The organism is Acidovorax sp. HMWF018, from assembly GCF_003061035.1.
Classification (GTDB): Bacteria; Pseudomonadota; Gammaproteobacteria; order Burkholderiales; family Burkholderiaceae_C; genus Acidovorax; species Acidovorax delafieldii.
Window position 1 is genome coordinate 12,995 of the sequence record NZ_QAIM01000069.1, and the last position, 22,219, is coordinate 35,213.

General features: G+C 59.9%; 21 protein-coding genes and 1 tRNA gene. 21 read left to right on the forward strand and 1 reads right to left on the reverse strand.

Annotated features, from left to right (window positions below):
• Positions 1–104 precede the first annotated feature (104 nt).
• From pnp to DBR23_RS02600, 21 genes are all read left to right on the forward strand, one after another.
• On the forward strand, positions 105–2,348 hold the full coding sequence (pnp, locus tag DBR23_RS02500; RefSeq protein ID WP_108497205.1) for a polyribonucleotide nucleotidyltransferase: 2,244 nt from the start codon (positions 105–107) through the stop codon (positions 2,346–2,348).
• A 95-nt stretch (positions 2,349–2,443) separates the two neighbouring features.
• Positions 2,444–3,430 (forward strand): NAD(P)H-quinone oxidoreductase, encoded by a 987-nt coding sequence (locus DBR23_RS02505; protein WP_108497206.1) that lies wholly within the window; start codon positions 2,444–2,446, stop codon positions 3,428–3,430.
• Positions 3,431–3,432: 2 nt separating this feature from the next.
• Entirely contained in the window at positions 3,433–4,182 is a 750-nt protein-coding gene (gene tpiA / locus DBR23_RS02510) for a triose-phosphate isomerase (RefSeq protein ID WP_056747675.1), read from the forward strand.
• Positions 4,183–4,224: 42 nt separating this feature from the next.
• Complete coding sequence (gene secG, locus DBR23_RS02515) at positions 4,225–4,590, forward strand: preprotein translocase subunit SecG (RefSeq protein ID WP_056061544.1); 366 nt, start codon at positions 4,225–4,227, stop codon at positions 4,588–4,590.
• Positions 4,591–4,705: 115 nt separating this feature from the next.
• A tRNA-Leu gene (locus tag DBR23_RS02520) sits at positions 4,706–4,790 on the forward strand.
• Positions 4,791–4,863: 73 nt separating this feature from the next.
• Entirely contained in the window at positions 4,864–5,223 is a 360-nt protein-coding gene (locus tag DBR23_RS02525; RefSeq protein ID WP_056061547.1) for an NADH-quinone oxidoreductase subunit A, read from the forward strand.
• Between the two features lie 24 nt (positions 5,224–5,247).
• Positions 5,248–5,727 carry an NADH-quinone oxidoreductase subunit B family protein gene (locus tag DBR23_RS02530; protein ID WP_007849129.1) on the forward strand — a complete coding sequence of 160 codons (480 nt, stop codon included), beginning with the start codon at positions 5,248–5,250 and terminating at the stop codon, positions 5,725–5,727.
• A 10-nt stretch (positions 5,728–5,737) separates the two neighbouring features.
• Positions 5,738–6,346: an NADH-quinone oxidoreductase subunit C gene (locus DBR23_RS02535; protein WP_108497213.1), complete on the forward strand. Its 609-nt coding sequence runs from the start codon at positions 5,738–5,740 to the stop codon at positions 6,344–6,346.
• 27 nt (positions 6,347–6,373) lie between these two features.
• Positions 6,374–7,627 carry an NADH-quinone oxidoreductase subunit D gene (locus tag DBR23_RS02540; RefSeq protein ID WP_056061550.1) on the forward strand — a complete coding sequence of 418 codons (1,254 nt, stop codon included), beginning with the start codon at positions 6,374–6,376 and terminating at the stop codon, positions 7,625–7,627.
• The gene (nuoE, locus tag DBR23_RS02545) at positions 7,624–8,112 is read left to right on the forward strand and encodes an NADH-quinone oxidoreductase subunit NuoE (RefSeq protein WP_056747677.1); all 489 of its coding nucleotides are present in this window, start codon (positions 7,624–7,626) and stop codon (positions 8,110–8,112) included. The genes DBR23_RS02540 and nuoE overlap by 4 nt, the downstream gene beginning before the upstream one ends.
• Positions 8,112–9,467 (forward strand): NADH-quinone oxidoreductase subunit NuoF, encoded by a 1,356-nt coding sequence (nuoF, locus tag DBR23_RS02550; protein WP_056061561.1) that lies wholly within the window; start codon positions 8,112–8,114, stop codon positions 9,465–9,467. Before nuoE ends, nuoF begins: the two co-directional genes overlap by 1 nt.
• A gap of 14 nt (positions 9,468–9,481) precedes the next feature.
• Complete coding sequence (nuoG, locus tag DBR23_RS02555) at positions 9,482–11,614, forward strand: NADH-quinone oxidoreductase subunit NuoG (RefSeq protein ID WP_108497207.1); 2,133 nt, start codon at positions 9,482–9,484, stop codon at positions 11,612–11,614.
• Positions 11,611–12,693 carry an NADH-quinone oxidoreductase subunit NuoH gene (nuoH, locus tag DBR23_RS02560; RefSeq protein WP_108497208.1) on the forward strand — a complete coding sequence of 361 codons (1,083 nt, stop codon included), beginning with the start codon at positions 11,611–11,613 and terminating at the stop codon, positions 12,691–12,693. The genes nuoG and nuoH overlap by 4 nt, the downstream gene beginning before the upstream one ends.
• Positions 12,694–12,705: 12 nt before the next feature.
• Positions 12,706–13,218, forward strand: coding sequence for an NADH-quinone oxidoreductase subunit NuoI (gene nuoI, locus DBR23_RS02565; protein WP_010463942.1), 513 nt, complete (start codon positions 12,706–12,708; stop codon positions 13,216–13,218).
• 50 nt (positions 13,219–13,268) lie between these two features.
• Positions 13,269–13,937 (forward strand): NADH-quinone oxidoreductase subunit J, encoded by a 669-nt coding sequence (locus DBR23_RS02570; protein WP_108497209.1) that lies wholly within the window; start codon positions 13,269–13,271, stop codon positions 13,935–13,937.
• A complete protein-coding gene (gene nuoK / locus DBR23_RS02575; protein WP_005793248.1) occupies positions 13,934–14,242 on the forward strand; it encodes an NADH-quinone oxidoreductase subunit NuoK in 309 nt (102 codons plus the stop codon). Before DBR23_RS02570 ends, nuoK begins: the two co-directional genes overlap by 4 nt.
• A gap of 31 nt (positions 14,243–14,273) precedes the next feature.
• Positions 14,274–16,295, forward strand: coding sequence for an NADH-quinone oxidoreductase subunit L (nuoL, locus tag DBR23_RS02580; RefSeq protein ID WP_158276416.1), 2,022 nt, complete (start codon positions 14,274–14,276; stop codon positions 16,293–16,295).
• A gap of 13 nt (positions 16,296–16,308) precedes the next feature.
• On the forward strand, positions 16,309–17,784 hold the full coding sequence (locus tag DBR23_RS02585; RefSeq protein ID WP_056061577.1) for an NADH-quinone oxidoreductase subunit M: 1,476 nt from the start codon (positions 16,309–16,311) through the stop codon (positions 17,782–17,784).
• Between the two features lie 29 nt (positions 17,785–17,813).
• The gene (nuoN, locus tag DBR23_RS02590) at positions 17,814–19,307 is read left to right on the forward strand and encodes an NADH-quinone oxidoreductase subunit NuoN (protein ID WP_056061579.1); all 1,494 of its coding nucleotides are present in this window, start codon (positions 17,814–17,816) and stop codon (positions 19,305–19,307) included.
• Between the two features lie 73 nt (positions 19,308–19,380).
• Positions 19,381–19,686 carry a DUF2818 family protein gene (locus DBR23_RS02595; RefSeq protein ID WP_056061582.1) on the forward strand — a complete coding sequence of 102 codons (306 nt, stop codon included), beginning with the start codon at positions 19,381–19,383 and terminating at the stop codon, positions 19,684–19,686.
• 176 nt (positions 19,687–19,862) lie between these two features.
• Positions 19,863–20,345 carry a DUF1178 family protein gene (locus DBR23_RS02600; RefSeq protein ID WP_108497211.1) on the forward strand — a complete coding sequence of 161 codons (483 nt, stop codon included), beginning with the start codon at positions 19,863–19,865 and terminating at the stop codon, positions 20,343–20,345.
• A gap of 47 nt (positions 20,346–20,392) precedes the next feature.
• Here the strand turns inward: DBR23_RS02600 and DBR23_RS02605 are convergent.
• Positions 20,393–22,219: ABC transporter transmembrane domain-containing protein (locus tag DBR23_RS02605; protein WP_233250238.1), on the reverse strand; the 1,827-nt coding region annotated here is incomplete at its 5' end.

A 22,219-nucleotide genomic window follows, 5' to 3' on the forward strand; every position in this document is an offset into this window, starting at 1 on the left:
TGTTACTGCCTGGCGCAGAACTTCCCTGGAATGGCATCGTGTTCTGAATTGCTCTCCAAGACAATCTGGTAGGGCACTACCAGCTATTAAAACAGGAGCTGAACATGAGCATTTTCAACAAAGTCACCAAGACCTTCCAATGGGGTGACAAGACCGTCATCATGGAAACCGGCGAAATCGCCCGCCAGGCCTCTGGCGCTGTGCTGGTGAATATTGACGACACCGTGGTGCTGGCCACTGTGGTCGCCTCCAAGTCCGCCAAGCCCGGCCAGGACTTCTTTCCCCTGACGGTGGACTACATCGAGAAGACGTATGCTGCCGGCAAGATCCCTGGCAGCTTCTTCAAGCGCGAAGCCAAGCCCAGCGAGCACGAAACCCTGACCAGCCGCCTGATCGACCGCCCGATCCGTCCGCTGTTCCCCGAAGGTTTCTTCAACGAAGTGCACGTGGTGATCCACACGGTGTCGCTGAATCCTGAAGTGGATGCCGACATCGCTGCGTTGATCGCTACCAGTGCTGCCCTGGCCATCTCTGGCATTCCGTTCAACGGCCCCATTGGTGCCGCACGCGTGGGTTATATCAACGGCGAGTACGTGCTCAACCCTGGCCAGACTGCGCGCAAGAACTCGCAGATGGATCTGGTGGTGGCGGGCACCGAAGCCGCAGTGCTGATGGTCGAATCCGAAGCCCAGCAGCTGTCTGAAGAAATCATGCTGGGTGCCGTGGTGTTCGGTCACGAGCAAGGCAATGTGGCCATCAACGCCATTCACGATCTGGTGCGCGACGCGGGCAAGCCCGTGTGGCAATGGGAAGCGCCTGCCAAGGACGAAGCACTGATCGCCAAGGTGGTGGCGCTGGCCGACGACAAGCTGCGCGCTGCCTACCAGATCCGCAACAAGCAAGCCCGCACCCAGGCCTGCCGCGAAGCCTATGCAGCCGTGATGGCAGCGTTGAAGGCCGATGGTGTTGAGTTCGACGCCGTCAAGGTTGAAGGCATGCTGTTCGACATCGAAGCGGGCATCGTGCGCAGCCAGATCCTGGCTGGCGAGCCCCGCATCGACGGCCGCGACACGCGCACCGTGCGCCCCATCGAGATCCGCAACAGCGTGCTGCCCCGTGCCCACGGCTCGGCCCTGTTCACGCGTGGCGAAACCCAGGCGCTGGTCGTTACCACGCTGGGCACCGAGCGTGATGCACAGCGCATCGATGCGCTGGCTGGCGAGTACGAAGACCGCTTCATGATGCACTACAACATGCCTCCCTTCGCCACCGGCGAAGTGGGCCGCATGGGCTCGACCAAGCGCCGCGAAATCGGCCACGGCCGTCTGGCCAAGCGTGCGCTGGTCGCTGTGCTGCCGACCAAGGAAGAATTCCCCTACACCATGCGTGTCGTGTCGGAAATCACTGAGTCCAATGGTTCCTCGTCCATGGCTTCGGTTTGCGGCGGCTGCCTGTCGCTGATGGATGCCGGCGTGCCCATGAAGGCCCACGTGGCCGGTATTGCGATGGGGCTGATCAAGGACGCCAACCGTTTCGCCGTGCTGACCGACATCCTGGGCGATGAAGATCACCTGGGTGACATGGACTTTAAGGTGGCGGGTACCACGGGCGGTATCACGGCCCTGCAGATGGACATCAAGATCCAGGGCATCACCAAGGAAATCATGCAAGTGGCACTGGCCCAGGCCAAGGAAGCGCGCATGCACATCCTGGGCAAGATGCAGGAGGCCATGGGTGAAGCCAAGACCGAAGTGTCGAACTTCGCGCCCAAGCTGTACACCATGAAGATCAACCCCGAGAAGATCCGTGACGTGATCGGCAAGGGCGGCGCTGTGATCCGTGCGCTGACCGAAGAAACTGGCTGCCAGATCAACATCGAGGAAGACGGCACCATCACCATTGCCGCCACCGACGCTGCGAAGGCCGATGAAGCCAAGAAGCGCATCGAGCAGATCACGGCAGAAGTCGAGATCGGCAAGATCTACGAAGGCCCTGTGACCAAGATCCTCGACTTTGGCGCGCTGATCAATCTGCTGCCTGGCAAGGATGGTCTGCTGCACATCAGCCAGATCGCTCACGAGCGCGTCGAAAAGGTGTCTGACTACCTGACCGAAGGCCAGATCGTGAAGGTCAAGGTCATGGAAACCGACGAAAAGGGCCGTATCAAGCTGTCCATGAAGGTGTTGGCAGATCGTCCCGCCGGTGGCAGCGACCGTCCAGCGCCTGCAGAACGTGGCGATCGCGAACCCCGCCGCGATCACGGTCGTGATGGCGGCCGTCATCCCGCAGAGCAGCAACAGCAGCAGGCCCTGCCTGCAGATGGCGCGTCTGTTCAGGTGAATGGCTAAATTGTTGATCTGCTATTGATTTGGTAGCTGCTGGTGCATATAAATCATGCGCTAGCGGCCTAAATCATCTGAATCCATCTTCGGTAAACCCCGTTATGCATGCTGTTGAGATCACATCGTTTGGTGGGCCTGAGGTGCTGCGTCTGGGTGAGCGCCCCGCTCCTGTAGCGGGTGCGGGTGAGCTGCTGATCCGCGTGGCGGCCAGTGGCATCAACCGCCCAGATGTATTGCAGCGAATGGGCCACTATGCGCCGCCCCCTGGCACCTCGGATCTTCCGGGGCTGGAGGTCGCGGGGGTGGTTGAGTCGGGCGATGCTTTGGCGATGGCAGAGGCGGGCATTCGTGTGGGTGACCGTGTTTGCGCCTTGGTGGCGGGTGGTGGTTATGCCCAGTGGTGTGTGGCGCCGGTGGTGCAATGCCTGCCGGTGCCTGATGGCTTCAGTGACGTAGAGGCTGCATCACTTCCGGAGACGTTCTTCACGGTGTGGAGCAATGTCTTTGACCGTGCGCGTTTGCAAGCCGGTGAAACCTTCCTGGTGCAAGGCGGTACGAGTGGCATTGGCGTGACGGCTATTCAGCTGGCACGTGCCTTCGGTGCTACCGTGATTGCCACCGCTGGGAGCGATGACAAGTGTGCAGCTTGCCTGGCGCTGGGCGCTCACCACGCCGTCAACTACAAGTCTCAGGACTTTGTGGCCGAGGTGAAGCAAATCACCGAGGCGCGTGGTGTTGATGTGGTGCTCGATATGGTGGCAGGTGACTATGTCGCCCGCGAGGTCGAATGCCTGGCCGAGGACGGCCGGATCGTCATCATCGCCGTGCAAGGGGGTGTGCAGAGCGGTTTCAATGCCGGGTTGGTGCTGCGCAAGCGGCTCACCATCACAGGGTCCACACTGCGTCCGCGTCCCGTGGCTTTCAAGGGTGCGATTGCACGGGCGCTGCGTGAGCATGTCTGGCCCTTGCTGGCAGCGGGCAAGGTGCGTCCGGTCATCCACAGCACGTTTGCTGCTGCGGATGCGGCACAAGCCCATGCGCTGATGGAGTCCAACCAGCACGTTGGCAAGATTGTTTTGACGTGGTAATCATGAACAACAAGAAAAAACTCATCGCTGGCAACTGGAAGATGAATGGCAGCCTCGCTGCCAACGAAGCGTTGTTGAAGGCCTTGATTGCGGGTGCTGCAGATGTGGCTTGTGATGTGGCCGTCGCAGTGCCTGCGCCCTATCTGGCGCAGGTGCAGGCGTTGACCGCCGGCACTGCCATTGCGGTGGCAGCACAGGATGTGTCTTCGCACGAGGCGGGTGCCTACACTGGTGAGGTATCGGTGGCCATGCTGAAGGATTTTGGTGTGCGCTATGCGCTGGTGGGGCACTCTGAGCGCCGCCAGTACCATGGTGAAACGGACGCGATTGTGGCGGAGAAGGCCCAGCGCGCGCTGGCGGCCGGTGTGACGCCGGTGGTCTGTGTGGGGGAAACACTGCAGGAGCGTGAAGCGGGACTGACCGAGGCGGTGGTCAAGCGGCAACTCGCAGCGGTAATTCATCTCAACGGTCATTGCATCAGCGAGATCGTGGTGGCTTACGAGCCTGTGTGGGCCATTGGCACGGGTCGCACTGCGTCGCCGGAGCAGGCGCAAGCCGTGCATGCCGTGCTGCGCACCCAGCTGGCAGCTGCGAGCGAGCATGCGGACCGCATCCGGTTGCTGTACGGCGGCAGCATGAATGCGGCCAATGCAGCTCAGTTACTGGCGCAGCCCGATATCGACGGCGGCCTGGTCGGTGGGGCTTCGCTGAAGGCGCCCGACTTTCTACAAATCATTGCGGCCGCTCGTTGAGGCGGCTGCGAGTCAAACAATTCAATCAGGAGTGAACAGAGAATGAACGTGATCGTGAATGTGATTTTGGCGGTGCAGATGTTGGCGGCCCTGGCCATGATCGGCCTGATCTTGATCCAGCATGGCAAGGGAGCCGACATGGGGGCGGCTTTCGGTAGCGGCAGTTCGGGCAGCCTCTTTGGCGCCAGCGGCAGCGCCAACTTCCTGTCCCGTACCACGGCCGTGCTGGCTGCAGTGTTCTTTGTTTCTACGCTCGCGTTGGCCTACTTTGGCAACGCTCGTCCCGCCAGTTCGGGCAGCGTTCTGGAAACGCCCGCCGCTGCCGTGCCTGCCGGCGCACCTGCTTCTGAGGTGCCTGCAGCGCCTGCCGCTCCCGCTTCGGGCGCCGCGCAGATCCCGACCAAATAATTGAACTGAATTTCGGCCCGCAGGGCCGAAGCAGGGTTTTTCCGGAGTAGAATTCTGGATTGTCTGGAAAGCCAAAAGCCGCAAGGTTCCTCATGCCATCCAGATGCAAAAATCAGCCGTCGTGGTGAAATTGGTAGACACGCTATCTTGAGGGGGTAGTGGCGAAAGCTGTGCGAGTTCGAGTCTCGCCGACGGCACCAAAACAAAGGCCTGCCTGCATGACCCGGCTTGGGTCCTGACGGGCAAGGCCACAGCGGTGAGCACATCCTCAAGATGAACCTCGATCAGTACCTCCCCGTCCTTTTGTTCATCTTGGTCGGCATCGCCGTAGGCGTTGTCCCCCTTGTACTCGGCTACATACTGGGCCCCAACCGCCCGGATGCCGCAAAGAACTCCCCCTACGAATGTGGCTTTGAAGCCTTCGAGGATGCGCGCATGAAGTTTGATGTGCGCTACTACCTCGTGGCCATTCTCTTCATTCTGTTCGACCTGGAAATCGCATTCCTTTTCCCGTGGGCGGTCACGCTGCACGAGGTGGGCGTGGCCGGTTTTGTGGCGGTCGTGATTTTCCTGGCCATTCTGGTCGTGGGTTTTGCCTACGAATGGAAAAAGGGTGCCCTGGATTGGGAATGAGCGGACTTCAACAAGGACAATGCAATGATTGAAGGCGTGATGAAGGAAGGCTTCATCACCACGAGTTACGACTCCGTGGTGAACTGGGCCAAGACCGGTTCTCTGTGGCCGATGACGTTTGGTCTGGCTTGCTGTGCTGTGGAGATGATGCACGCTGCGGCGGCCCGGTATGACATCGGTCGTTTTGGTGCAGAAGTGTTCCGTGCTAGCCCTCGTCAGTCCGACCTGATGATCGTGGCGGGCACGCTGTGCAACAAGATGGCCCCCGCACTGCGCAAGGTGTACGACCAGATGTCCGAGCCGCGCTGGGTCCTGTCGATGGGTTCGTGTGCCAATGGTGGTGGTTACTACCACTACAGCTATTCGGTGGTGCGCGGTTGTGACCGCATCGTGCCGGTGGATGTTTATGTGCCAGGTTGCCCTCCGACGGCAGAAGCTCTGATCTACGGGATCATCCAGCTGCAGCAGAAGATCCGCCGCACCAACACCATTGCTCGTGTCTGAAGGGTTGATGATGACAGCTGTTGCCATTCGGCCTGAGAAGCTTAAAGAGAATATCTCTGCGGCGCTGGGTGCCAAAGTGCGCCAGATTTCGGTCGCTCTCGATGAAGTCACCCTGGTGGTCGCTGCTGCGGACTATCTGGATGCGATGCGCTTGCTGCGCGACTCGGAAGGTTGCCGTTTCGAGCAGCTGATCGATTTGTGCGGTGTGGACTATTCTGCATATGGCGATGCAGCCCACGAGGGTGCACGCTACTGTGTGGTGTCGCACCTGTTATCGGTCAGCCTCAACCAGCGAGTGCGCGTGAAGGTGTTCTGCCAAGACGATGATTTCCCGGTTGTTGCTTCGGTAGCCGAGTTGTGGAATGCAGCCAACTGGTACGAACGCGAAGCCTTCGATCTGTTTGGCATCGTGTTTGATGGTCATAACGACCTGCGCCGCATTCTCACGGACTACGGATTTATCGGGCACCCTTTCCGCAAGGATTTCCCCTTGTCTGGACATGTCGAAATGCGTTACGACGCCGAGCAGCGCCGTGTCGTGTATGAACCCGTGTCCATCGAGCCGCGGGAAATCACGCCCCGCATCATCCGCGAAGACAAGTACGGAGGCCTGCACTGAGCCGCCTCGCGTCTCATGTGATCCATCATGGCTGAAATCAAGAACTACTCCCTGAACTTTGGTCCGCAGCACCCTGCGGCGCACGGTGTGTTGCGCCTGGTGCTGGAGCTGGACGGCGAGGTTGTGCAACGCGCTGACCCGCATATCGGTCTGCTCCATCGCGCCACCGAGAAGCTGGCCGAGCACAAGACCTACATCCAGTCACTGCCCTACATGGACCGGCTGGACTACGTGTCGATGATGTGCAACGAGCACGCCTACTGCCTAGCCATCGAGAAGCTGCTCGGACTGGAAGTGCCGGTGCGCGCGCAGTACATCCGCGTGATGTTCTCCGAGATCACGCGCTTGCTGAACCACCTCATGTGGTTGGGCTCGCACGGTAACGACTGCGGCAGCTCCACCATCCTGATCTACACCTTCCGCGAGCGGGAAGACCTGTTTGACATGTACGAGGCGGTTTCTGGCGCGCGCATGCATGCGGCCTATTTCCGTCCCGGCGGCGTCTACCGCGATCTGCCCGACAGCATGCCGCAGTACAAGGTCAGCAAGATCAAGAATGCCAAGGCGCTGGAGGCGTTGAACCAGAATCGTCAAGGGTCTCTGCTGGACTTTATCGACGATTTCACCCAGCGTTTCCCAGGCTGTGTGGACGAATACGAAACACTGCTCACCGACAACCGCATCTGGAAGCAGCGCACGGTAGGCATCGGCGTGGTGCCACCCGAGCGAGCCCTGAATCTGGGTATGACCGGCCCCATGCTCCGTGGCTCCGGTATCGCCTGGGACCTGCGCAAGACCCAGCCATACGACGTATACGACCGTGTGGATTTCGATGTGCCAGTGGGCAAGACCGGTGACTGCTACGACCGCTACCTGGTGCGTGTGCAGGAAATGCGCGAGTCCAATCGCATCATCAAGCAATGCGTGGACTGGCTCAAGGCCAACCCCGGTCCTGTGATCACGGACAACCACAAGGTGGCTGCGCCCGCGCGTGAATCCATGAAGTCGAACATGGAAGAGCTGATCCACCATTTCAAGCTCTTCACGGAAGGTTTCCACGTGCCGGAAGGGGAGGCCTATGCGGCGGTGGAGCATCCCAAGGGCGAATTCGGTATTTACCTGGTGAGTGATGGTGCCAACAAGCCTTACCGACTCAAGATCCGGGCGCCGGGTTTTGCGCATCTGGCGACGCTCGACGAAATGGCGCGTGGCCACATGATCGCGGACGCTGTCGCCATCATTGGCACCATGGATATCGTGTTCGGAGAGATTGACCGATGATTACCGAAGCGACCAAGGCGCGGTTTGCGCGCGAAGTGGCCAAGTACCCTGCGGACCAGAAGCAGTCTGCGGTGATGGCTTGCTTGTCCATCGTTCAGCAAGAGCAGGGCTATGTCAGCGCCGAGAGCGAGGCAGTGATCGCCGACTATCTGGGCATGGCGCAGATCGCCGTGCACGAAGTCACGACCTTCTACAACATGTACAACCAGCAACCGGTGGGCAAGTACAAGCTCAACGTGTGCACCAATCTGCCCTGCCAGTTGCGCGACGGGCAAAAGGCGCTGCATCACCTGGAAAAAAAGCTGGGTGTTTCGATGGGTGAGACCACATCTGACGGCCTGTTCACTCTGCAGCAATGCGAATGCCTCGGTGCTTGCGCTGATGCGCCTGTGATGCTGGTGAATGATCGCACGATGTGCAGCTTCATGGACAACGACAAGCTCGACCAGCTCGTTGACGGCCTGCGGGCCGCGGAGGGCCAGTGATGACCACGGCAGCACAAATACTCTCCCAGTTCCAGGCTACGGGTGTTCAGACCTGTTTCCACGACCGCCATATCAACCCCCAAATCTATGTGGGCCTGAATGGCAGCAACTGGAGCATCAAGGACTACGAGGCGCGTGGTGGCTATCAGGCGCTGCGTCGTATCCTGGGCAAGGATGGTGAAGAGGGCCTGACGCAGGATCAGGTCATTGCCACTGTCAAGGAGTCTGGCTTGCGTGGCCGGGGTGGTGCAGGCTTTCCGACGGGTCTCAAGTGGAGCTTCATGCCCCGCTCGTTCCCCGGCCAGAAGTATCTGGTGTGCAATTCCGATGAGGGCGAGCCTGGTACCTGCAAGGACCGTGACATCCTGCAGTTCAACCCGCACATCGTCATCGAAGGCATGATCATCGCAGCCTATGCGATGGGCATCTCGGTGGGCTACAACTACATCCATGGCGAGATCTTCCAGACCTACGAACGGTTTGAAGCCGCTCTGGAAGAAGCGCGGGCAGCAGGTTATCTTGGCGACAACATCCTGGGCAGCAGTTTCAGCTTTCAGCTGCACGCAGCCCACGGTTTTGGTGCCTACATTTGCGGTGAAGAAACTGCATTGCTCGAATCGCTGGAAGGCAAAAAGGGGCAACCCCGTTTCAAGCCACCGTTTCCGGCCAGCTTTGGCTTGTATGGCAAGCCCACCACCATCAACAACACGGAAACCTTTGCGGCTGTGCCTTGGATCATCCGCAATGGCGGTGCGGCTTATCTGGAGTGCGGCAAGCCTAACAACGGCGGCACCAAGATTTTCTCGGTATCTGGTGACGTCGAAAAGCCAGGAAACTATGAGGTGCCGTTGGGTACCCCATTTGCCAAGCTGCTGGAACTGGCCGGTGGCGTGCGCAAAGGCCGTCAACTCAAGGCGGTGATTCCTGGTGGTTCATCGGCCCCTGTCCTGCCTGCATCCGTCATCATGGAATGCACGATGGACTACGACTCCATCGCCAAGGCTGGCTCCATGCTGGGCTCTGGTGCCGTGATCGTCATGGACGATTCCCGGAGCATGGTCGAAAGTCTGCTGCGCCTGTCGTATTTCTATTCGCATGAATCCTGCGGCCAGTGCACGCCCTGCCGTGAAGGCACGGGATGGATGTGGCGCGTGATCGATCGCATCCAGCATGGCCAGGGTCGTGAGGGTGACCTGGATCTGCTCAATTCGGTGGCGGACAACATCCAGGGCCGCACCATCTGTGCGCTGGGTGATGCTGCCGCCATGCCTGTGCGCGCCATGATCAAACACTTCCGTCCCGAGTTTGAGGCACTGATCCGGAACAAGGCTCCACAAGCCGCGACTTCCGTCTGATCGCGAGAAAACATATGGTTGAAATTGAACTGGACGGTCAGAAAGTGGAAGTCGCCGAGGGCTGCATGGTGATGCATGCGGCTGAAAAGGCTGGCACTTACATTCCGCATTTCTGCTACCACAAGAAGCTTTCGATCGCCGCCAACTGCCGCATGTGCCTGGTGGACGTGGAGAAGGCTCCCAAGCCCATGCCAGCCTGCGCCACGCCGGTCACGCAGGGCATGATCGTGCGTACCAAGAGCGACAAAGCCATCAAGGCGCAGCAGTCGGTCATGGAGTTTCTGCTCATCAACCACCCTCTGGACTGCCCCATCTGCGACCAGGGCGGCGAGTGCCAGTTGCAGGATCTGGCTGTGGGCTACGGTGGCTCCTCCTCGCGGTACGAGGAAGAAAAGCGCGTGGTGTTCCACAAGGACGTGGGCCCGCTGATCTCCATGGAGGAGATGAGCCGCTGCATCCACTGCACCCGTTGCGTGCGCTTCGGCCAGGAAGTGGCGGGCGTGATGGAACTCGGCATGATCCATCGTGGCGAGCATTCTGAAATCACCACGGTCACCGGCGACACGGTGGACTCCGAACTGTCGGGCAACATGATCGACATCTGCCCCGTGGGTGCATTGACCAGCAAGCCTTTCCGTTACAGCGCCCGCACCTGGGAACTATCGCGCCGCCGCTCGGTGAGTCCACATGACTCCACCGGCGCCAACCTGATTGTTCAGGTCAAGAACCACAAGGTCATGCGCGTTGTCCCGTTTGAAAACGAGGCTGTTAACGAATGCTGGATTGCCGACCGCGACCGTTTCTCCTATGAAGCGCTCAACGGTGACGACCGCCTGACCCAGCCCATGCTCAAGCAGGGCGGGGTGTGGAAGGAAGTGGACTGGCAGACTGCGTTGGAATACGTGGCCAATGGCCTCAAGAATATCAAGAACGACCACGGCGCTGCCAGCATTGGTGCGCTGGTGAGTCCTCACAGTACGTTGGAAGAGCTGTATCTGGCCAGCGCCCTGGTGCGCGGTCTTGGTAGCGACAACATCGACTATCGTCTGCGCAACGCCGAGTTCGCTGCCCCCGAAGGTATTCGCTGGCTCGGTACGTCCATCGCTTCGTTGTCCACGCTCCAGCGCGTGCTGGTCGTGGGTTCCAACCTGCGCAAGGACCATCCGTTGTTTGCGCAGCGCATCCGTCAGGCGGCCCGCCATGGCTGCCAGGTCAGTGCCATCGCTTCGGTATCCCATGACTGGGCCCTGCCGGTGCAGACATTTGTGGCACAAGGTGCCGGCCAGTGGGTCGAGATGCTCGTAGGCATTGCTTCCGCCATCGCCCATGAAAAGGGCATTCCCGCTCCGCAAGGTGCCAGCGCGGCCAGCGAGGCTGCCCAGGCCATCGCCCGCTCGCTGCTGGGCGGGGAGCGCAAGGCGGTGTTGCTGGGCAATGCGGCGGCGCACCACGCGCAAGCTACGCAGTTGCTGGCGTGGGCCAACTGGATTGCAGAGAACACCGGTGCAACAGTGGGCTACCTGACAGAGGCCGCCAATACGGTGGGCGCGCAATTTGCGGGCGCTCACCCTGTCAACGGTGGACTGAATGCTGCTCAAATGCTCTCCGGTGGTTTGAAGGCGGCGGTGCTGCTGAACACCGAGCCCGTCCATGATTCTGCGACGGGTGCTCAAGCTGCAACTGCTCTTGCTGGTGCAGAAATGGTGGTCACGTTGAGCCCCTTCAAGGCCAACATGGAGTTCAGTGACGTTTTGTTGCCAATTGCTCCGTTCACGGAAACTTCGGGCAGCTTTGTCAACGCCGAGGGACGCATACAGGGTTTCCACGCCGTGGTGCGCCCTCTGGGCGATACCCGTCCCGCTTGGAAGGTTCTGCGCGTGCTGGCCAACCTGTTGGGTGTGCCAGGCTTTGACTTTGAGACCTCCCAGGACGTTCTGGCCCGTGCGACGAACGCCGCTGCCGGTGCCGTTACGCAGGTGCCCGCCGCACAGTTGTCGAATGCAGTGAAGGCGTCGCCAGCCGCAACGGCTGCAGCTGGTGATCCGGTCGTGGCATCCATCTATCAACTGGACGGCTTGGTGCGCCGTTCTACGTCGCTGCAGCTCACTGCCGACGCACGCATGGCACGCGAAGGAGTGGCCGCATGATCGACGCGATCTACAACGCGGGCCTGAACCTGCTCTCCTTTGGGTGGTGGACCGGCATCGTCTGGCCAGTGCTCTGGATCCTGATCAAGATCGTCTGCATCTTGGCGCCGCTCATGGGTGCCGTGGCTTACCTCACTTTGTGGGAGCGTAAGCTGCTGGGCTTCATGCAAGTGCGCCACGGTCCCAACCGCGTGGGACCGATGGGGCTGCTGCAGCCCATTGCTGACGCACTGAAGCTGCTGACCAAGGAAATCATCCAGCCTACGGCGGCCAGCAAGGGCCTGTTTGTTCTCGGGCCCGTCATGGCCATCATGCCGGCCCTGGCTGCCTGGGTGGCCATTCCTTTCGGCCCCGACGTGGCCTTGGCGAATGTGAATGCTGGTCTGTTGTTGGTGATGGCCATCACTTCCATCGAAGTCTATGGCGTGATCATTGCGGGCTGGGCTTCCAACTCCAAGTACGCATTCTTGGGCGCACTGCGGGCCTCGGCACAGATGGTGAGCTACGAAATCGCGATGGGCTTTTGCTTCCTCGTCGTGATCATGGTGTCGGGCAGTACGAACCTGACGGAAATCGTGCTGGGTCAGGGGCGGGGCATGGCCGCAGACAAGGGCCTGACGTTCCTGTCTTGGAATTGGCTGCCCCTGCTGCCGATCTTCCTTGTGTACCTGATCTCTGGCGTGGCAGAAACCAACCGCCATCCCTTCGACGTGGTGGAAGGCGAGGCAGAAATCGTGGCCGGCCACATGGTCGAGTACTCCGGTATGGGCTTCGCGATCTTCTTCCTGGCCGAGTACGCCAGCATGTGGCTCGTGTCCATCCTGGCGGCTCTCATGTTCCTGGGCGGCTGGCTGTCTCCCATCGATAGCGCGGTGTTCAACTGGATTCCAGGCTGGATCTGGCTGGGTCTCAAGACCTTCCTTGTGGTATCCATGTTCATCTGGATCCGGGCTACCTTCCCGCGGTTCCGGTACGACCAGATCATGCGTCTGGGCTGGAAGATCTTCATTCCGGTCACGCTGGTGTACTTGTTGTTTGTTGGCGGGTGGTTGCTCTCGCCTTGGAATATCTGGAAATAAGCGGGGACACAAATGACTGCTGTTGCTGCTGCTGCACCTTTTTCGTTCAAGGATTTCTTCAAGAGCTTCATGCTCGTGGAGTTGCTCAAGGGGATGGCCCTGACTGGCCGCTACGCGTTTCGCCGCAAGGTGACCGTGCAGTTTCCCGAAGAGAAGACGCCTTTGTCGCCACGCTTCCGTGGCCTGCATGCACTGCGCCGTTATGACAACGGCGAGGAGCGTTGCATCGCTTGCAAGCTGTGCGAAGCCGTATGCCCTGCGATGGCCATCACCATCGAATCGGATGTGCGTGCAGATGGTTCGCGTCGCACCACGCGCTATGACATCGACCTGACCAAGTGCATCTTCTGCGGGTTCTGCGAAGAGAGCTGCCCGGTCGATTCGATTGTCGAGACACACATCTTTGAATACCACGGCGAAAAGCGTGGTGACTTGTATTTCACGAAGGACATGCTCTTGGCCGTGGGCGACCGGTACGAAGGTGAAATTGCGGCAGCCAAGGCTGCAGACGCCAAGTACCGCTGAGCGGTACGGGGTTCAGCCTCTTTGCCAGACTTTCTATAAAGACCCGATTCATGGACGCCAAGACTGGTTTCTTCTATCTCTTCTCGGTGGTGCTGCTGTTTGCAGCCTTCCGGGTGATCACTGCGCGTAACCCTGTGCATGCAGTGCTGTATCTCATCCTTGCGTTCTCGCAGGCGGCGGCTGTTTGGCTGTTGCTCAAGGCAGAGTTCCTGGCAATTGCGCTGGTGCTGGTGTACCTGGGCGCGGTCATGGTGCTCTTCCTGTTCGTGGTGATGATGCTGGACATTCATATCGATACCGTACGCAAGGGGTTCTGGAAGCATTTCCCTTTGGCGGCCCTCATTGGGGCGGTCATCGCCCTGGAAATGGCTGCCGTGTTGATGGGCGGATTCCGCGGCATGGAAGAGCCCAAGGCCGTCGCTGGCATGGTCGATGCCGCTGGTCATGTGGTCCCGTACTCCAACACCAAGGCGTTGGGCAAGCTGCTGTACACCCAGTATCTGTATCCCGTTGAGATCGCTGCAGTCATTTTGCTGGTGGCCATGGTGGCTGCCATCGCACTGACCCTGCGTCAGCGCAAGGACAGCAAGGCCATCAATCCTTCAATGCAGATCCGAGTGCGTGCGGCCGATCGTCTGGCAGTGGTCAAGGTGGCCGCCACCCAAAAGCCTGATGCTGAAGAGCCTGCGCAAGCTGCTGCCGAGGAGAAAAAAGCATGACATTGACTCTGGGCCACTTTTTGTCGCTGGGCGCCATGCTGTTTGCGCTCGCTGTGATCGGCATCTTCCTGAACCGCAAGAACCTGATCGTGCTGCTGATGGCGATCGAGCTCATGCTGCTGGCCGTGAACATGAACTTCGTGGCGTTCTCCCACTACCTGGGAGACATGCACGGCCAGGTGTTCGTGTTCTTTATCCTGACCGTGGCAGCCGCTGAATCGGCGATTGGCCTGGCCATCCTGGTGCTGCTGTTCCGCAACAAATCCAGTATCAACGCGGAAGACCTCAACACCCTCAAGGGTTGATGGGTCGCGAGTATTCCCAAGGTTCTCAAGAATGAGTCAAACCCTCTCTGCTTCAACCCTCCTGGCAGTGCCGTTGGCACCGCTGGCAGGCGCCTTACTGGCCGGCGTCTTCGGTACGACCTTCGGTGGTAACTGGATCGGTCGTCGCCTGAGCCATACCCTGACCATCCTCGGGGTGCTGGTTGCTTTCATCCTCTCGGCGATGACGCTCAAGAGCGTGGCACTCGATGGTGCCCGGTTCAATGAAACCCTGTACACCTGGATGGTGGTGGGTGGCTTGAAGATGGAAGTGGGTTTCCTGATCGACAGCCTCACGGCGATGATGATGGTGGTGGTGACCTTTGTGTCGCTGATGGTTCACATCTACACCATTGGCTACATGGAAGAAGACGAGGGCTACAACCGCTTCTTTGCCTACATTTCGCTGTTCACCTTCTCCATGCTCATGCTCGTCATGAGCAACAACCTGCTGCAGCTGTTCTTTGGTTGGGAGGCCGTGGGTCTGGTGTCCTACCTGCTCATCGGGTTCTGGTTCAACAAGCCTTCTGCCATCTTCGCCAACATGAAGGCGTTTCTGGTCAACCGTGTCGGCGATTTCGGCTTCATTCTGGGCATTGGCCTGATCGCAGCGTATACCGGCACCTTGAACTATGGCGAGATCTTCGCCAAGGCGGGTGAACTGGGCTCTCTGTCGTTCCCCGGCACCAGCTGGATGCTCGTCACGGTGATCTGCATCTGCCTGTTCATCGGCGCTATGGGCAAGTCAGCGCAGTTTCCCTTGCACGTCTGGCTGCCTGATTCGATGGAGGGTCCGACTCCCATCTCCGCTCTGATCCACGCTGCCACCATGGTGACCGCCGGAATTTTCATGGTGTCGCGCATGTCGCCTCTGTTCGAGCTGTCGGACACTGCGCTCAACTTCATCCTGGTGATCGGTGCCATCACAGCATTGTTCATGGGTTTCCTGGGCATCATCCAGAACGACATCAAGCGCGTGGTGGCGTACTCGACGCTTTCGCAGCTCGGCTACATGACAGTAGCGCTTGGCGCCTCGGCGTACTCGGTGGCTGTGTTCCACCTGATGACCCATGCGTTCTTCAAAGCCTTGTTGTTCCTGGGCGCAGGCTCGGTCATCATGGGCATGCACCACAATCAGGACATCCGCTGGATGGGCGGTGTGCGCAAGTACATGCCCATCACCTGGATCACCTCGCTGCTGGGTTCTTTGGCCCTGATCGGCACGCCGCTGTTCTCGGGTTTCTATTCCAAGGACAGCATCATTGAGGCGGTGCACTTCAGCCATCTGCCAGCAGCCGGTTTTGCACATTTCGCAGTGCTCGCAGGTGTGTTCATCACGGCGTTCTATTCCTTCCGCATGTACTTCCTGGTCTTCCATGGCAAGGAGCGTTACGAGCAGAATCCGGATGCTCACCACGACGACCACCATGGCCACGGCCACGATGATCACCACGAACCGCACGAGTCTCCCTGGGTTGTGACGGTGCCTCTGGTGCTGTTGGCCATTCCTTCGGTGGTGGTGGGTTTCCTGTTCATCCAGCCCATGCTGTTTGGGGACTTCTTCAAGGATGTCATTTTTGTGGATGCGGCCAAGCATCCTTCCATGGCACACATGGCGGAGCATTTCCACAGCGCCTGGGCCATGGCATTGCATGGTCTGCAGACGGCGCCGTTCTGGCTCGCATTGGCAGGTGTTGCGCTTTCGTATTACATGTACATGGTCAATCCTGCATTGCCCACGGCGATCAAGGCGCGCGTACAGCCCATCTACACATTGCTTGAAAACAAGTACTACCTCGACTGGATCAACGAGAACATTCTGGCCCGTGGTGCACGTGCGCTTGGCGTGGGTCTCTGGAAGGGTGGGGATCAGGCTTTGATCGATGGCGCCCTGGTCAACGGGTCCTGGAAGCTGGTGCGGTGGGTGGCCGGTGCTGTGCGTTGGGTGCAGTCGGGGTTCATCTACCACTATGCGCTGGTCATGATCCTGGGTGTTTTTGTGCTCATGACGTATTTCGTCTGGCTCAACAAGTAGGAGAAGAATAAAAATGGGTCTGTTGAGTCTTGCAATCTGGACACCGATTGCGTTTGGCGTGCTGTTGCTCGCCATCGGGCGCGATGAGCACGCGCGTGCCGTGCGCTGGCTGGCGCTCGTCGGCGCGCTGATCGGCTTCCTGGTCACGCTGCCTTTGTACGATGGCTTCAAGCTGGGTACAGCAGCCATGCAGTTTGTGGAGAAGGCTGACTGGATTGAGCGCTTCAACGTCCACTACCACCTTGGGGTGGACGGCATTTCCTTCTGGTTCGTGCCGCTGACAGCATTCATCACCGTCATTGTGGTGATTGCTTCCTGGGAGTCGATCACGGAGCGCGTGAACCAGTACATGGGCGCTTTCCTGATCCTTTCGGGGCTCATGATCGGTGTGTTCAGCGCACTCGACGGCATTCTGTTCTATGTGTTCTTCGAGGCAACGCTGATCCCGATGTATCTGATCATCGGCATCTGGGGCGGCCCCAACAAGATCTACGCAGCGTTCAAGTTCTTCCTGTATACGCTGCTCGGGTCGCTGTTGATGCTCATCGCGCTGATCTACCTGTACAACCAGTCGGGTGGTAGCTTTGACATTGCGACCTGGCATCAGCTGCCGTTGAGCGGACGTGCACAGACCCTGCTGTTCTTTGCATTCTTTGCCGCCTTTGCTGTGAAGGTGCCCATGTGGCCCGTCCACACCTGGCTGCCCGATGTGCACGTGGAGGCGCCTACGGGCGGTTCAGCCGTGCTGGCCGCCATCATGCTGAAACTGGGTGCCTACGGTTTTCTGCGGTTTTCGCTGCCAATCGCTCCTGACGCTGCACGCCAGTGGGCTTGGCTGATGATTGCCTTGTCGCTGATCGCCGTGATCTATGTGGGCCTGGTGGCCATGGTCCAGAAGGACATGAAGAAGCTGGTGGCTTACTCGTCGGTGGCGCACATGGGTTTTGTGACCTTGGGCTTTTTCATCTTCAACGACCTGGGCGTGTCCGGCGGTATTGTCCAGATGATTGCGCACGGTTTTGTGTCGGGTGCGATGTTCTTGTCCATCGGTGTCTTGTACGACCGCGTGCACTCCCGTGAAATCGCCGCCTATGGTGGTGTGGTCAACACCATGCCGAACTTCACGGCGTTTGCCCTGCTGTTTGCCATGGCCAACTGCGGTCTGCCGGGTACGGCCGGTTTTGTGGGTGAGTGGATGGTGATCCTGGGTGCCGTCAAGGCCAATTTCTGGATCGGTCTGGCTGCCGCCACTGCGCTGATTTTTGGTGCTGCTTACACCCTGTGGATGTTCAAGCGTGTGTACCTGGGCCCCGTGGGCAATGACAACGTCAAGGGCTTGACGGACATCGACAGCCGCGAGTTCCTGGTGCTTGCTGTACTGGGCATCGCGGTGCTGGCCATGGGCCTCTACCCCCGTCCGTTCACCGACGTGATGGACACCTCGGTGGCAGAACTGCTCAAGCATGTCGCGCAGACCAAGCTGAACTGAACAGACCAGACTGAACTGAGAGATTCGAGATGATTGACAACATCAGCTGGCTAGCGATTTACCCCGAAATTGTGCTGTTGACGATGGCCTGCGTGATTGCGCTGGTTGATCTGGGCGTACACAGCCCTCGTCGCACCAGCACCTACGTGCTGACCATGCTCACGCTGGCCGTGGTGGCTGCCCTGCAGGCCATGTATGCCAGCAGCGGTAACACCTTCTACGGTTTTGGCAACATGGTGGTGAGTGACGCCATGGGCAATTGGCTCAAGTGTTTTGCCACCGTGGCCATGATGGTCACCCTGGTGTATGGCCGCCCCTATGCTGCCGACCGCGACATGTTGCGGGGGGGCGAGCTCTTCACGCTGTCCATGTTCGCTTTGCTCGGCATGTTCATCATGATCTCGGGCAACAACTTCCTGGTGATCTACCTGGGGCTTGAGTTGCTCACGCTGTCGAGCTATGCCCTGGTGGCATTGCGTCGCGACAACGCTACCGCCACAGAAGCGGCGATGAAGTATTTTGTGCTGGGCGCCATGGCCAGTGGCTTTCTGCTGTACGGGTTGTCCATGGTGTACGGTGCCACGGGCTCGCTGGATATTGGCCAGGTGTTCAAGGCAGTCAATTCCGGTCAGATCAAGCATCAGGTGCTGGTGTTCGGCTTGGTGTTTGTGGTAGCCGGTCTGGCCTTCAAGCTGGGGGTGGTGCCCTTCCACATGTGGATTCCCGATGTCTACCAGGGCGCACCCACTGCAGTGACGCTGATGATTGGTGGTGCGCCCAAGCTGGCTGCATTTGCCATCACCATCCGTTTGCTGGTGGATGGTCTACTGCCCCTGGCTATCGATTGGCAACAGATGCTGGCCGTGTTGGCGATTGGTTCTTTGCTCGTGGGTAACCTGGCAGCCATTGCGCAGACCAACCTCAAGCGCATGCTGGCCTACTCCACCATCTCCCAGATGGGCTTCGTGTTGCTGGGCCTGATGTCCGGGGTCATCAATGGCAACGTGGACGCCACTGCGGTGGAGAACGCCTACAGCGCCTCGATGTTCTACGTCATCACCTATGTGTTGACCACGCTGGCGGCCTTTGGTGTGATCCTGCTGCTGGCCCGGGAAGGTTTTGAGAGCGAAGAGATTTCCGATTTCGCAGGCCTCAACCAGCGAAGCCCCCTGTACGCTGGCGTGATGGCTGTCTGCCTGTTCTCCATGGCAGGCATTCCTCCTCTGGTGGGCTTCTATGCCAAGCTGGCGGTTCTTCAAGCCCTGATCGCTTCGGGGCAGACCATCTACATGGCGATGGCTGTGTTTGCCGTGATCATGTCGCTGATCGGTGCGTTCTACTACCTGCGGGTGGTGAAGGTCATGTATTTCGACGCACCCTTGACCGCTACCAATGTATCGGCGCCCGCCGATGTGCGCGTGGTGCTGACCATCAACGGCGCTTTGGTGCTGGTGTTGGGCTTGCTGCCAGGCGGTTTGATGGCGCTGTGTGCCGACGCCGTGGTGCGCGCACTGGCGACCTGATCGGTAGCCTGCGCGTACACGCCGCGCGGGCTACTGCTCCCATTCCCAATTTGCTGCCTCGATCAGTTCCTCTGTGTCACTTACCGGTTCGGTTTGGCTTGTGATTGTGGCGGCTTTAATTGCCGCCAATCTGCCCTTCGTCAATCAGCGCTGGCTGGTGGTGGGCCCCTCCGTCGCCAACGGCAAGCCTCTGGTCGGGCGCATGGCCGAACTGATCGTTTTGTACTTCTTGGTGGGCGGGATGGCTCTGTTGTTGGAGCGTCGTGCAGGCCAAATTGCACCTCAGGGCTGGGAGTTTTACGCCATCACCGGCACCATGTTTCTCACGCTGGCCTTCCCCGGGTTTGTCTATCGGTATCTGCTGCGGCGCCACGGCTGAAGCAGCGGTCGGTTCCGGGCAGAGCCATTCGACAAAGCCTTGAGGGCACTTCCCCGTTGCCAGCTGTAGGCCGGCAGATGGGGTCGAGCACTTCTGAACCCAACTCTGCACCTGGACGTTGATGTGCCTGGTAGCGCCCATCATGGGATTGCGCTCACCAGCGTACGATGCATCTTATGAAGGTACTGGATCTCCAATGTCAGCACGGCCATGTGTTTGAAGGCTGGTTTGGTTCTGAAGATGACTTTCAGAGCCAGAAGCAGCGCGGGTTGGTGCAGTGCCCTTTGTGCGCAGACGTCCATATCGACAAGCGGCTGAGCGCGCCGCGCCTGAATCTGGGCGCCCGCGAGCCCGCCGCAGCTGCGGCGGCACCGTCCGGCACAACTTCTTTTTCGCGTGCTGTTTCCAGCGCGCAGGTCGAGGCATCGACGCTTCCCCCGGCGCTACAGGCAGCGTGGCTGGAGCTGGCCCGCAAGGTCGTCGCGAATACCGAAGATGTCGGCTCCCGGTTTGCCGACGAAGCCAGGCGCATGCACCACGGCGAGGTTCAGGATCGGGCCATTCGTGGCCAGGCCACCGCGCAGGAGGCGTTGCAGTTGCTGGATGAGGGCATTGCCGTCATGCCGCTGCCAGCGGCAGTCAAGGAAACCCTGCAGTAGCCACTGCACCCGGTCCTAGGTGTAAACCTTGCGGAATGGTGCCGGGATCAACTGGTGAACTGCAGTGCAGCCAGGCGCGCATACACCCCACCTTGTGCCATCAATGCGCTGTGGGTGCCTTGCTCCACGATCTGACCGTGGTCCAGCACCACGATGCGGTCGGCATTTTGTACCGTGGCCAGGCGGTGGGCGATCACCAGCGTGGTCCTTCTGCCCGTGTGGCGCTGCATGGCGGTGTCCAGCGCGGCCTGCACCATGCGCTCACTTTCTGCGTCCAGTGCGCTGGTGGCCTCGTCCAGCAGCAACAGGGGCGGATTTTTGAGCATGGCTCTGGCAATGGCGATGCGTTGGCGCTGGCCGCCCGACAGGCGTACACCCCGTTCGCCCAGAAACGTGTGGTAGCCCTCGGGCAGGGCTGCGATGAAGTCATGCGCAAAGGCAGCCCGGGTGGCCGCCATGACCTCTTCGTCGGAGGCATCCGGACGGCCATAGCGGACGTTGTCCATGGCCGAGGCGGAGAAAATCACGGCATCCTGGGGCACGGTGCCCGTATGGGCGCGCAGTGTGTCCAAGCTCAGGTCGCGGATGTCCACACCGTTCAATAGGATGCGTCCCTCTGGTGAACCCTGAGCACCCGCCTCACTGCCCCTATCCACGTCATAAAAGCGCTGCAGCAACTGAAACACCGTGGTCTTGCCCGCCCCGCTGGCGCCCACCAGTGCCACCGTCTCTCCGGGTGACAGGTGCAGCGAGAAGTTCTGCAATGCGGGCTGATCCGGGCGCGACGGGTAGTGAAACTGCACGTTGTCAAACTGCACCTCCAGCCCTTGATCCGAAGTGGGCAGCCGCTTGGGTGTCGCAGGGTTTGCCACGGGGGACCGGCTCGACAGCAATTCCATCAAGCGCTCGGTGGCACCGGCAGCACGCAGCAGGTCTCCGTACACTTCGCCCAATACTGCCACCGCGCTCGCCAGCAGAATCACGTACACCACGGTCTGGCCCAGGTGGCCCGCACTCATCTGCCCGGCCAACACGGCTTCTGTGCCCCGGTACAGCCCCCACAGCAGCAGGGCCGCGTTGGCGATGATGATGAAGGCCACGAGCAAGGCGCGCGCCTTGGTGCGCTTGACTGCCGCGCGAAAGGCGTCTTCCGTGGCCCGCGCAAACCTTGAGGCCTCGCGTGGCTCTGCGGTATAGCTCTGCACCACCGGGATGGCGTTGAGCACTTCGGCCGCGATGGCGCTGGAGTCGGCCACGCGGTCCTGGCTGTCGCGTGACAATCGGCGCACCCTGCGACCGATCCACATCGTGGGCAGCACCACCAGCACGACGGCCAGCAGTACCACCGACATCACATAGGGATTCGTCCACACCAGCATGACCAGGGCACCCAGGCCCAGAACCGCATTGCGTAGCCCCATGGACAGCGATGAGCCGACCACGGTCTGCACCAGCGTCGTGTCCGACGTCAGCCGCGACAGCACCTCGCCGGTTTGGGTGGTCTCGAAGAACTGGGGGCTTTGCTGCAGCACATGGCTATAGACGGCGTTGCGCAGGTCAGCGGTGACGCGCTCGCCCAGCCAGCTCACCATATAAAAGCGCGCGGCTGAAAACCCGCCCAGTGCCATGGCCACCGCAAACAGCTCTTCAAAATGCCCGCGAAGGGCCATGGCCTGCGCTCCCCGGTCACCCGTCGCAGAGACCAGGCCTCCATCGATGAGATTGCGCAGTGCCATGGGAAACGCCAGTGTGGCCAATGCCGCCAGCACCAGGAACACCAGCGACAGTGCAATGCGCGCACGATACGGCCGCAAAAAGGGCAGCAGTCCCGTGAGCGAGCGGGGGGCGCCACGGGCGGGTGTGGAGGAGGGGAG